General features: G+C 48.1%; 9 protein-coding genes and 1 pseudogene. 6 read left to right on the top strand and 4 right to left on the bottom strand.

Annotated elements, in window-relative coordinates; translation table 11 throughout:
• The first annotated feature begins 252 nt into the window (after positions 1-252).
• Entirely contained in the window at positions 253-1,722 is a 1,470-nt protein-coding gene (locus tag RIE73_RS36680; RefSeq protein WP_446405859.1) for a M23 family metallopeptidase, read from the top strand.
• A 170-nt stretch (positions 1,723-1,892) separates the two neighbouring features.
• On the opposite strand, the gene RIE73_RS36685 is transcribed toward RIE73_RS36680, so the two are convergent.
• Positions 1,893-2,027, bottom strand: a complete 135-nt coding sequence (locus tag RIE73_RS36685) for a hypothetical protein (protein WP_446394105.1) — start codon at positions 2,025-2,027, stop codon at positions 1,893-1,895.
• Between the two features lie 105 nt (positions 2,028-2,132).
• On the opposite strand from RIE73_RS36685, the gene RIE73_RS36690 reads away from it, so the two are divergent.
• The 3 genes and pseudogenes from RIE73_RS36690 to RIE73_RS36700 form a co-directional block, all read left to right on the top strand.
• Entirely contained in the window at positions 2,133-3,038 is a 906-nt protein-coding gene (locus tag RIE73_RS36690) for an RNA-guided endonuclease InsQ/TnpB family protein (protein WP_446405860.1), read from the top strand.
• Positions 3,039-3,615: 577 nt separating this feature from the next.
• Positions 3,616-5,439, top strand: coding sequence for a group II intron reverse transcriptase/maturase (gene ltrA / locus RIE73_RS36695; protein WP_446405861.1), 1,824 nt, complete (start codon positions 3,616-3,618; stop codon positions 5,437-5,439).
• Between the two features lie 4 nt (positions 5,440-5,443).
• Positions 5,444-5,659: pseudogene (locus tag RIE73_RS36700) on the top strand (zinc ribbon domain-containing protein); the annotation flags it as partial.
• Positions 5,660-5,953: 294 nt separating this feature from the next.
• On the opposite strand, the gene ilvN reads toward RIE73_RS36700, so the two are convergent.
• Positions 5,954-6,472 (bottom strand): acetolactate synthase small subunit, encoded by a 519-nt coding sequence (gene ilvN, locus RIE73_RS36705; RefSeq protein WP_446405862.1) that lies wholly within the window; start codon positions 6,470-6,472, stop codon positions 5,954-5,956.
• A 202-nt stretch (positions 6,473-6,674) separates the two neighbouring features.
• A complete protein-coding gene (locus RIE73_RS36710) occupies positions 6,675-6,968 on the bottom strand; it encodes a hypothetical protein (protein WP_446405863.1) in 294 nt (97 codons plus the stop codon).
• 101 nt (positions 6,969-7,069) lie between these two features.
• Between RIE73_RS36710 and RIE73_RS36715 the strand changes: the two genes are divergently transcribed.
• Positions 7,070-9,823 carry a valine--tRNA ligase gene (locus RIE73_RS36715; RefSeq protein WP_446405864.1) on the top strand — a complete coding sequence of 918 codons (2,754 nt, stop codon included), beginning with the start codon at positions 7,070-7,072 and terminating at the stop codon, positions 9,821-9,823.
• A gap of 69 nt (positions 9,824-9,892) precedes the next feature.
• Complete coding sequence (locus tag RIE73_RS36720; protein ID WP_446405865.1) at positions 9,893-10,447, top strand: hypothetical protein; 555 nt, start codon at positions 9,893-9,895, stop codon at positions 10,445-10,447.
• Between the two features lie 343 nt (positions 10,448-10,790).
• On the opposite strand, the gene RIE73_RS36725 is transcribed toward RIE73_RS36720, so the two are convergent.
• A complete protein-coding gene (locus tag RIE73_RS36725; protein WP_446405866.1) occupies positions 10,791-11,759 on the bottom strand; it encodes a cation diffusion facilitator family transporter in 969 nt (322 codons plus the stop codon).
• Positions 11,760-12,201 lie beyond the last annotated feature (442 nt).

Consider the following 12,201-nt stretch of genomic DNA (forward strand, 5'->3'; position numbering starts at 1 on the left):
CTGTAACCGAGGCTATGAACAATTGAGTACCCAGGGACTCTGGGGGAAAGAAATTGGCTGTCAAGTCGGGCTGTCGGGGGCATGGGTCCTAGATAAGTGGCGCAGGGCAGCAATGTCTAACAGCGATGTTGGAAGCCTACACCGTACATCTCGGCTTCGCTCGATGTCGGTGTAGGAGGATGTCACATTCCCTTAAATTGACTGAAAAGTTTTACTCAATATTGAGAGTGAGCCATGAGGAGTGAGTCAAAAATGAATAAAGAAACTGCCGCCAATTCCACCCCAACGGGCGTATTTTATCGGTATCCCTGGTTGAAGCAGAGCATTAGTGTAATGGGAGGACTGGGTTTTCTCAGTAGTGGTTTAGTTGTTGCTCAAACGGATGCACCAATTGACACAGGTGCAGTCCCAGCCGCACCGTCTGCTCCCCCAGCGATTAAATTTACGCCACCGCCTCCAGCCCCTCCAGCCCAGCCTAAACCGGCTGCGCCACAAGCTACTGTTGCACCGCCAGCCCCTGCACCGAAACCTGCCTATCGCCCTCCGGCGCCCCCAGCCCCTGCACCGAAACCTGCTTATCGCCCTCCGGCTCCCGTGCCTAAACCCGCCGCCCCTGCACCTGTCACTGTTAGTAAACCTACAGCTCCGGCTCCGGCTGCACCCACACCGAGAGTCGCGACGCCCCCAGCAGCAAAACCGAGACTGAACGCGCCGGATTTATCCATTCCGGCTCCTGCTACCTTAGCCAAACCCCCAAAAGTTATTGTTGATCCTTCCCCGGCTCAGACAGCGACTCAAACTCCAGCCGCGCCGAATAATAGTTATATTGATCCGACGAACTACAGTCTGGGAGCAACACGAGGAACTGATAAACCTCGTGTGGTGGTAACGGAACGGTCAACAGGCTGTCAAACTGTGTCGCACAACGGACGATTGACCAGTGGAAGTTGTGGGGGTCAAGTTGCACCACCCTCCCGAACGGCTCACGCAGGACGGACTCAATCTCAACCCCAGGGAAGAACAACCACCGGAACTCGGCTCCCGACACCGCCAGTTGCGGTCAATGGGAGTGTGAGACGCCCAGTCCGTTCCGTGCAACGGGTTGCCACATCTCGTAATTCTGGGGGAAGACAGTTTACACGCCGTCCTCCTGTCTCTTCTCTCTCCCCAACGCCATCATCCAAAACCTCTCCCACGGGTCTGACGTACTATAATTTCTCTAACCGACCCGTAGGTCGTCCGATTGTTGGCAATGCCAGCTTTATCTTTCCCTTAACGATTCCAGCCGCAATTAGCTCAGTATTCGGGTGGCGGACACATCCGATTACGGGAACGGAACGCTTCCATTCCGGTACCGATATCGCGGCGCCAACGGGTACACCTGTGTTGGCGGTGGCTCCGGGTGAGGTGGCTACGGCTGATTACTTAGGTGGCTACGGACTAACGGTGATTTTGCGCCATGAGGAAGGGACTCAAGAAAGCCGCTATGCTCACCTGTCAGAAGTTTTTGTGCAACCGGGTGAATCGGTGGATCAGGGTAATGTGATTGGGCTGGTTGGTAGCACCGGATTTTCCACGGGTCCCCATCTTCACTTTGAATGGCGTCATCAAACCACTGATGGTTGGGTGGCGGTTGATGCTGGCGCTCATTTAGAATATGCTATGGCTCAACTGATTGAAGCGTTGCAGGTGGCACAGGCGATCGAGCAATCGGACTCTTAGAGCAGGGGGAGCAGGGGGAGCTGGGGAAGCTGGGGAAGCTGGGGGAGCTGGGGGAGCTGGGGAAGCTGGGGGAGAATTTTTCCTGATTTTTCCTGTCACTAATCACCAATTTCCCAATTCCCAATCTCCTGCTTTGGGGCTGAGAACTGTAACTAAATTCCTGCTCAAAGCTACTCATCACTATACATTTTGAGGAGTTTTTCTTGGTTTCGTGCCATTCGTTCAATTGTGTCACTTAAACTGTTAGCCCCCATTTCTACCCTTTTTTCCTCCAGCCAATTTATTGCCGTTTCTGTCAAAGTCATTGTGAATCGTCGTTTAGGCTCGTTATAAATTTTTTTCCTAGGCATCCTGTTCTACTCATATTATCATGTATAATGTGAGTATAACAGTTATTGAATAGATAGACTATGCTGTTAGGCTTTAAAACCGAGCTAAAACTCAACAACAAGCAGCGAACGGCATTAGCCAAACACGCTGGTGTTTCCCGTCATGCTTGGAATTGGGGTCTAGGTTTAACCAAGCTGATACTCGACCACAATCAGGACACAAGAGAGGATAAAATCAAGTTTCCGACAGCGATTGACCTGCACAAGTGGCTGGTAGCGCTGGTTAAACCCATCTGCCCTTGGTACTATGAGGTGAGCAAATGCGCCCCCCAGTTTGCGCTTAGACAATTAGCCCAAGCTTGGAAAGATGCGTTCAAGAAAAACAAAAAACCGCCTCGGTTCAAGCGCAAGGGAAAGCATGACAGCTTTACTTTAGACGGATCAATTGAACTTGATCATTTCAAGATTAAAGTTCCTAAAATTGGTTGGTTAAAGACCTATGAGCGGTTACCCGTTCGGTTTCAGCCCAAGTCTGTCACCATATCCAGGACGGCTGACCGATGGTTCATCAGTTTTAAGATGGACTATGAGCCAATTAACCGTTCCAAACTTCACCCAGTAGTGGGTGTCGATCTGGGCATAAAAGCGTTGGCTGTTTTGTCTACCGGGATTATAGTAGAAGGTGCTAAAAGCTACCGAAAGTACGAGAAAAAACTCTCACGCCTGCAATGGCTGAACCGTCATAAGCAGATTGGTTCGGCTAACTGGAAGAGAGCTTCGAACAAAATAGCTCGTTTGCACCGAAGGATAGCCAACATCAGAAAAGACACGTTACACAAGCTCACATCTTATTTAGCCCAAAACCACAGCCGAATAGGAATAGAAAACCTCAATGTGTCTGGGATGATGGCTAATCACAAACTGGCGAAAGCTATTCAGGATATGGGTTTTCACGGTGCGACTCGTTTAGGTACAAATGATGGCTAATAACCTGAGTGTATGCCTAGCAAGGTAAATCAGCCTCTCGTATTGGTTGAAATCGAACCTTGACAACTTAACATCCATGTAGGTGAAAGTCCTACCCCACAGGTGCTTGTGGTGACAGCAATATCCCCAGGTAGAGACTGGCTATCAAAACCTGAAGCGGGGTATAAAGGCGGTATCTGATAGCCCTAAATTGGAAACCCGTCGAGCAAGAATCTACTGAGCAGCTTTAGCGAAGGTATTAAACCATCGTTACCATGAACCAGTCAAATTGGGCTGACAGACTGGAGCCAAAAGGCAAAGGGCGAAGGAGTTAGACGAGTCGTGGAGCGTCTAACAAGCACTTCCGAAGTAACCCCGGTGGATAGTACCGCTCTAAGGGTTCAACCAATGGATGTTAGGAACGAGATAACCACTCGTAATGCTCTCAGGAAAGGTCGATTCCTGAGTAGGTGCCAACCGGATGCAACGAGATGGTGGGATTGAGTCAAAAGCAAACGCCCTCCTGTAATGGGAGAGGATAAGCTGACAGACTCACGATTGATTGGATTGTAAGGCTGTAAGTAGCAGTAAATAAGTCATGAACACGGATAAACAACCGATGTATGAATGGAACCAAATTCCCTGGCGCAAGCTGGAGAAGATGGTGTTCAAGCTGCAAAAACGGATTTACAGAGCCAGTAGTCGTGGCGATGTTCGTACAGTCCGACGACTCCAAAAACTCCTGATGAAGTCCTGGGCGGCAAAATGTCTAGCGGTTCGTAGGGTATCCCAAGAAAACCAGGGGAAGAAAACGGCAGGTGTGGATGGGCAAAAAAGTCTGACCCCAAAGCAACGTTTGAACCTACTGGGTAACTTAAAACTTGGGTCAAAGGTCAAACCAACCCGGAGAATATGGATTCCCAAACCGGGAAAGGAAGAAAAACGACCTTTGGGAATTCCCACAATGAAAGACCGCGCATTACAGGCGCTAGTCAAGACGGTATTAGAGCCGGAATGGGAAGCGCGATTTGAATCCAACTCTTACGGGTTCAGACCAGGACGCTCCTGCCAAGATGCTATCGAAGCAATATTCACTGCTATCAATAGGAAACCCAAATGGGTCCTGGATGCAGATATAGCCAAATGTTTCGATAAAATCGACCACAAACAGCTACTCACAAAGCTAAATACGTCTCCTACCATAGGCAGACAAATACGTGCTTGGTTAAAAGCTGGTGTTATGGATGGAAATAAGATGTTTCCAACATCTGAGGGTACACCGCAGGGAGGAGTCATTTCTCCTCTATTAGCAAATATTGCCCTTCACGGAATGGAAGAGCGGGTAAAACAGTTTGCCGAAACTCTAGATATGAGAGATAAAAGAGGCAAACAGCTAGGTAAAAGCAATAAACGCCAAAGCCTAAACATAATCCGCTATGCCGATGACTTTGTGATTCTCCACGAAAGTCTAACCGTTGTTCAAAGATGTAAGGAGATAATTTCCGAGTGGTTAAAAGGTATGGGGTTGGAATTGAAGCCCGAAAAGACGAGGCTGGCTCATACCCTCGTACAGTATGAGCAACAGTCCCCTGGATTCGACTTTCTGGGGTTCCAAATCCGTCAGTTTCCCGTAGGTAAACACCACAGTGGAACAGATGCCTACGGTAATAAACTAGGGTTCAAGACCATCATTACCCCAAGCAAGGAATCCATCAAGGTACATTACGAAAAGCTATGCCGGGTGATTAACGCTCATAGAGCAGCACCACAAGCAGCTTTAATCAGTAAACTCAACCTCATAATTAAAGGTTGGGCAAACTACTACTCATCTGTATCCAGTACAGAAACCTTCTCTGAACTGGATGACAGAATGTACCACAAATTAAGAGCTTGGGCAGAATACAGACACCCTCGAAAAACATGGGGATGGGTAAAAAGGAAATACTGGCACTCCCGAAAAGGAGACAACTGGACGTTCTTATTAAGAGATAACCAGACGGATTCCCTGCATCTTATCGACCACGTAGACACAAAAATTGTGCGACATACAAAGGTCAAAGGTGATACCTCCCCCTTCAATGGAAATTGGGTCTATTGGACGGCAAGAATGGGAAAACATCCAGAGATATCAAAAAGGATGGCAACACTTCTCAAAAGACAAAAAGGAAAATGTACCCATTGCGGACTGTACTTTAAGGATGGCGACCTAATAGAGATTGACCATAAAATCCCCAAATCAAGAGGAGGAAAAGACATCCTGGACAATCTTCAGGCACTCCATCGACACTGCCATGATGAAAAGACAACCAGGGATGGAAGTCTTGGTACACATGACAAGTGCCAATCAATTGAGGAGCCGTGTGAGGTGAAAGTCTCACGCACGGTTTTGAAGCCGAGCATGGGAGGTAACTTCCATGCTTAGGCAACAGTTTAAACGCCAATTAGAGTACAAGTGCCAATTGTATGGGTCAACCTTAATCATGGTAGACCGATGGTATCCCTCAACTAAAACTTGCTCAAGATGCCATACCGTCAAAGATGAAATGCCCTTATCTGAGCGAGTTTTCCGGTGTGACAATTGCGGGTTAGAAATTGACCGGGACTTCAATGCTTCCATTAATTTGGAGATAGCCGCCAGTTAGGTGGGGGAGAGCCTGTGGACTGGTTAAGTGCCGTCACTGCCAGAGTGAAACAGGAAGTAAGCATCAAGGTTAGGTCTGACTACGGTTGATCAGCTTTGAGTAGGTCTTTCATAACGGAAACTGAGAAAGGGCGGGTTTTGAACAAAGGTTATCATTAATCGGACAACGTAATTCCTAAACCCGCCCCTACAGATGAACCCCTACAGATGAACCCCTACAGATGAATAAAAGGGGGTGTCTCCTTTCTCACCTCCCCAAGGGTGTCGATGACTGAGTGGGGATTCGGGTTTTCAGCTATACTTTGGCTTCCAGGGACTTGAGATATTCGGTATTGACACCGGATTCGCGGATCAGGGCAATTTTTCCTGTCCGGGCGACTTCTCGCAGTCCAAACTTGCTCAAAATCTGGACGATCGCGACCATTTTTCCAGGGTCTCCCACAACTTCAATGGTCAGGGAATCCTCGGCAATATCCACCACCCGCGCCCGGAAGACTTGGGCTAGTTCAATGATCTCCGATCGCGTGGAACTGCTGGCATTAACCTTGATCAGCATCAATTCCCGCTCAACACAAGGCGTGGTGGTAATCTCTTGAACCTTGATCACATTGATCAGCTTGTAGAGTTGCTTGGTGAGTTGCTCAATCGATCGCTCATCCCCAGGCACTACCATCGTAATCCGTGAAATTCCCACTTTTTCCGCAGGACCCACGGCAAGACTTTCAATATTGAAGCCGCGACGGGCAAATAAACCAGCAATGCGAGTTAAGACGCCAGCTTCATCTTCGACTAAAACTGAAAGGGTGTGTTTCATCAGCTAACACCAAAGTGGCACAAAGGCAATTGCCTCTTGCTTATGTATAATCGGGTCTTAGCATGAGGCTTTTATATCTTACCGTGGTCTGAAAAAATAACAAGACTTCAGTCCGGAGAAATTTGTCATTCGTCATTTGTCATTTGTCCTTCGTCCTACTCGCTTCGCGAGAAGCAAGCTACGTCAGGGTTTGAGGAATTGATCAGTACCTGGGCATAAATTCTAATTTTTCCTTGTATGCCCTCTGCCCTCTGCCTTCTGCCTTCTGCCTTCTGCCTTCTGCCTTCTGCCTTCTGCCCTCTGCCCTCTGCCCTCTGCCTTCTGCCTTCTGCCCTCTGCCCTCTGCCTTCTGCCTTCTGCCTTCTGCCCTCTGCCTTCTGCCTTCTGCCCTCTGCCTTCTGCCTTCTGCCCTCTGCCTTCTGCCTTCTGCCCTCTGCCTTCTGCCTTCTGCCCTCTGCCTTCTGCCCTCTGCCTTCTGCCTTCTGCCTTGTCCCACATTAAATGGGAGTTAGTGACCCGATTTAGCCGAATAACCTCCCTGAACCCCAAACCCCGTCATCGGATATGGCAAAATTGAACGTAAAACCCAAGATTCCAATGACAGCAACCACTCCCTCCTTACCCACTCAATACGATCCCACGACGACTGAAGCCAAATGGCAGACGTTTTGGGAAGAACAGGGCGTCTTTCAAGCCAACCCAGAACAAGGTGGTGAACCCTATTCCATGGTGATTCCACCGCCTAACGTCACCGGTAGCCTGCACATGGGTCACGCCTTGGGACAAACGATTATGGATATCCTCGTCCGCTACAACCGGATGAAAGGCTGTAATACATTGTGGTTACCGGGGACTGACCATGCCAGTATTGCTGTGTCCACAATCTTAGATCGGCAACTGAAAGCTGAAGGCAAAACTCGTCAAGATGTGGGACGGGAAACCTATCTGAATCGCGCTTGGCAATGGAAGGAAGAATCAGGGGGTTGGATTGTTAACCAATTGCGTCGCTTAGGCGTGTCGGTGGATTGGTCGCGGGAACGGTTCACGATGGACGAAGGCTTGTCTAATGCGGTGCTGGAAGCCTTTGTCCAACTCTATGACGCCGGACTGATTTACCGGGGTGAATATATGGTGAATTGGTGTCCCCAGTCCCAGTCGGCGGTTTCGGATTTGGAGGTGGAAAATAAGCAGGTTAATGGTCATCTGTGGCATTTTCGTTACCCCCTGACTGAGGGAAATGGGGCGGTGGAAGTGGCGACAACTCGCCCGGAAACGATGCTGGGAGATACAGCAGTGGCGGTGAATCCCAAGGATGAACGCTATCAGCATTTAATTGGCAAAACCTTAACCTTGCCGATTATGGGGCGAGAGATTCCCGTGGTGGGGGATGAGTTGGTTGACCCTAGTTTCGGGACAGGCTGCGTCAAAGTTACACCCGCCCATGATCCCAATGACTTTGAGATGGGTAAACGCCATGACTTGCCCTTTATTAATATTCTGAATAAAGATGGCACGCTGAATGAAAATGCGGGTGAGTTTCAAGGACAAGACCGATTTGTCGCCCGGAAAAATGTGGTGCAGCGCCTTGAGGCGGATGGCTGTCTGGTTAAAGTTGAAGACTATCATCATACGGTTCCCTATAGCGATCGCGGCAAAGTTCCGGTTGAACCGCTATTATCAACCCAATGGTTCGTCAAGATTCGTCCCCTGGCGGATAAAGCCCTGGAATCACTGGATCAGCAGAACTCCCCCAATTTCGTCCCCGATCGCTGGACAAAAGTTTACCGGGACTGGTTAGTTAAATTAGAGGACTGGTGCATTTCTCGCCAACTCTGGTGGGGACATCAAATTCCCGCTTGGTATGCGGTGAGTGAAACCGGAGGCGAAATTACTGATCATACTCCCTTGATCGTGGCTCATAGTGAAGCCGAAGCCTTAGAAAAAGCCAAATCACAATTTGGCGAATCTGTCAAGCTAATCCAAGACCCCGACGTTCTCGACACTTGGTTTTCCTCCGGCTTGTGGCCCTTCTCCACCATGGGTTGGCCCCAACAGACAAAGGATTTAGAGACGTACTATCCGACCACTGTCTTGGTTACAGGCTTTGATATCATCTTTTTCTGGGTCGCCCGGATGACGATGATGGGTGGGTATTTCACCGATCAAATGCCATTCCAAACCGTTTACATCCATGGCTTAGTCCGGGATGAAAATAACAAAAAGATGTCCAAGTCGGCAAATAATGGTATTGATCCGCTGCTTCTGATCGAGAAATACGGAACCGATGCGCTGCGCTATACCTTAATCCGGGAAGTCGCCGGTGCAGGTCAAGACATTCGTTTAGAGTACAATCGCCAGACCGATGAATCCGCATCCGTAGAAGCCTCGCGCAACTTTGCCAATAAACTGTGGAATGCGGCGCGGTTTGTGATGATGAATCTGGATGGGAAACCACCCCAAGCTTTGGGTTCGCCATTGGCACAGGAACGGGATACATTAGAATTAAGCGATCGCTGGATTCTCTCCCGCTTTTATCAAGTTGTTACTCAAACCCGTCAGGATCTCGATCAGTACGGTTTGGGAGAAGCCGCCAAGGGACTCTATGACTTTATCTGGGGCGACTTTTGTGACTGGTACATCGAACTGGTCAAACAACGGTTACGACAGCAGGGAACGCAATCGCGGCAAATCGCCCAGCAAACCCTGGCGCACGTCCTCGATGGTATCCTGAAACTGTTACATCCGTTTATGCCACATATTACCGAAGAAATCTGGCATACTTTAACGCAAAAGACGGACGAGTGTTTAGCGCTACAACCCTATCCCGCGCTACCCGACTCGGAAACCGAACCGGGTGTATTTCCCATCAATCAAGACCTAGAAAAGCAGTTCGAGTTACTCATTGGTGCAATCCGCACCATCCGTAACCTGCGGGCTGAAGCAGGGGTTAAACCCAAAACAAAAGCCCCGGTGCTTTTGCAAAGTGAAAATCCGGATGAACGAGAGATTCTACAGAAGGGTGAATCTTACCTGCAAGACTTAGGCAAAGTCGATACCTTAACCATTGTGCCAGCCTTAACCGAAGAACTGAAAACCACCATGGCAGGTGTAACTGGCACCGTTCAAGTGATTATTCCTCTAGCGGGTTTAGTTGATGTTGAAACACTTCGCGCTAAGTTAGAAAAAGACCTCAGTAAAATCGATGCTGAAGTCAAATCTCTGTCGAGTCGTTTGGCGAATCCCAACTTTGTCAATAAAGCCCCCGCCCCTATTGTTCAGGGTGCTAAGGATGCATTGAGTGAATCTATGCATCAAGCCGAAATCTTGCGCGATCGCCTAAAGCGACTGTAAACATGAAGATACATTATTCCTTCGTGAAAATCAATTCCTTGCTCATTAACGACCAACAACTAACAGGCTATGCTACATCTGGGTGAAGTGCAAAAAAATGACAAAGACGGCAGCATTGAACTCCAATTGTTAGCCCGTCAAGAATCGGATGATTGTTGGGCAGTCATTAATCCACCAGAAAGCATTTCGCTGGATGCTGCGAACTCCTTTCATCAAGGCTCGTTAGTGTTGGTCGATATTTCGGACGATAAGGAAGTTGTGACGATTCAACCTGCCAAAGAGTGGGTTTTAAACTTCGTCCACCGATATTTAACTATCGGAATTACGCCCATGTTTTTGCAGGAAGAAGTGACCCGCACTGAACAATGGCGACAGGATTTGACATTACAAAGTCAAGATTTAACCCGCCAGCGTGCTGAAATGGAAGCCCGTCGCGAAAACATTCAAGCCTTGGAAATTCAATTAAAATCCCAGGAGCAAGACATGGAGAGACGGGAAGCCAAGTTACAGGAGCAATTAGAAAAGTATAATATTACTCTTCCGGATGAAGAAAACGAGGAAGATGAGGGAGATGAGGGAGATGAGGGAGATGAGGGAGATAAGGGAGATAAGGGAGATGGTTGAAGCAGTTATCAGTTATCAGTTATCAGTTATCAGGGGTTGTAGAGACATTCCGATAAAACATCATTTGTAGGGGCGGGTTTTACTCCTAACATTTCGTTGTCACCCTGATATAAATAAACCCGCCCTGACCTAACCGTTCAATTATCGCAAAGGACAAAGGACAAATGACCAATAACAAATGACCAATGACAAATTAAGTAGGTGGACACAATTAAAGTTAGCGGTGGAGATTAGGGAACAGGGAACAGGGAACAGGGAACAGTAAGGGTTTGAGGCTTGTTTACCTAACTTAATCTAGTTAAGTTTATTTCCACCAACCTACTTACCAATGACCAATGACAAATTACCAATCCCCGAACTCAGGATTATTTTGACTATCACCATTGTGATCTGACATTAACCCTGAACGATGACGATTTGCCGCCACCTTAAAATCATCATCAATATAAAATGTCACCTGCACTGGACCATATTCGTCCTCAATCATGCCCTTAATTCGTTCCACCAGTACAGAGGTTACGCCAGCAAATTCAGGATGGATGATCAGGTGCATTTGAATATACACATAACGCCCGACAACTCCCCGTGACTGAATATGATAACAGTGGGTAATTCCGCCAACTTGATGAGCAATTTGCGCTAGAATTTCGGGAGCGATCGCGGTTTGCTCAACCAGTAGGGGAAATTGCCAGTTGATCACTTGCCAGCAATTCCTCACCGCCACGGGAACCAGGACAATGGCTAGCACCACATCCAGCCAAACCCAACCCGCCTCGACGCCCAAAAGTCCTAGGAGTACAACCAGAGTCAGGCACACATCCAACAACAGTTGTCGAGCATTAAACCCTAAAGCAGCGCTTCTAAGTTGTTTCCCCTGATACCGTCCCACTAATGCCAATCCTAAACTGGTAATGATCACAACGGCGAGTAATTGAATCAGGGGTAAACTTACTCGCACCGGAAACGTCAACCACTCCTCTGACGGTTGGTTCAATAATTGTTGCGCTGACATTCCCCAGACATTTAATCCGGTAAACCCAAAAAAGCCAATCAGTAAGAATAGGATCAGGGTTTCCCACTTACCATGACCATACACCGATCGCCGGATGGGATGCTCATGGGCGATTAGCTTATATAAACTCAGCAGGGTACTGAAGCTAACCAGTAACGTCTGCATCGATTCTGCCATCAGACTCAGCGATCGCGTCGCCCAAGCCGCAGAAACTTTAACCGATAAAATAAATAAGGTTAGCCAAAGCGTCGTAAATAATACCAGGCGACTCGTCTGAATGCGATGTGATCCTTCAGTCATGTGTCAGAAGGTAGTGAACCCAACAGGGGAAACTACCCAATAGTAAGCCCAATCTGTGCCTTCTTTCGCCAAGATTGCCAGAGATGGGAAGTAATGTAGAGACGTAGCATGCTACGTCTGGAAGATGGGGAGGTTTTCCCCCTTGTCTACTTTCCTCCCTTGTCCTCCAAGTCTAGTCCCCACCCTAAAATAAAAAACCTACACCTATAAGGGGATGTAGGGGCGGGTTTTACTACTAACATTTCCTTGTCACCCTGATGTAACTAAACCCGCCCTGACCTAACCGTTCAATTATCGCAAATGACGAATGACCAATGACCAATGACCAATGACCAATGACCAATGACCAATGACCAATGACCAATGACCAATGACCAATGACCAATGACCAATGACCAATGACCAATGACCAATGACCAATGACCAATGACCAATGACCAAT

Source organism: Coleofasciculus sp. C1-SOL-03, assembly GCF_040220555.1.
In the GTDB taxonomy this organism is placed as follows: Bacteria; Cyanobacteriota; Cyanobacteriia; order Cyanobacteriales; family Coleofasciculaceae; genus Coleofasciculus.

Bases quoted from the DNA above. Each gene is read 5' to 3' on its own strand.
- RIE73_RS36680 (WP_446405859.1), top strand. From the start codon at position 253: ATGAATAAAGAAACTGCCGCCAATTCCACCCCAACGGGCGTATTTTAT.
- RIE73_RS36685 (WP_446394105.1), bottom strand. From the start codon at position 2,027: ATGACTTTGACAGAAACGGCAATAAATTGGCTGGAGGAAAAAAGGGTA.
- RIE73_RS36690 (WP_446405860.1), top strand. From the start codon at position 2,133: ATGCTGTTAGGCTTTAAAACCGAGCTAAAACTCAACAACAAGCAGCGA.
- ltrA (WP_446405861.1), top strand. From the start codon at position 3,616: ATGAACACGGATAAACAACCGATGTATGAATGGAACCAAATTCCCTGG.
- ilvN (WP_446405862.1), bottom strand. From the start codon at position 6,472: ATGAAACACACCCTTTCAGTTTTAGTCGAAGATGAAGCTGGCGTCTTA.
- RIE73_RS36715 (WP_446405864.1), top strand. From the start codon at position 7,070: ATGACAGCAACCACTCCCTCCTTACCCACTCAATACGATCCCACGACG.
- RIE73_RS36720 (WP_446405865.1), top strand. From the start codon at position 9,893: ATGCTACATCTGGGTGAAGTGCAAAAAAATGACAAAGACGGCAGCATT.
- RIE73_RS36725 (WP_446405866.1), bottom strand. From the start codon at position 11,759: ATGACTGAAGGATCACATCGCATTCAGACGAGTCGCCTGGTATTATTT.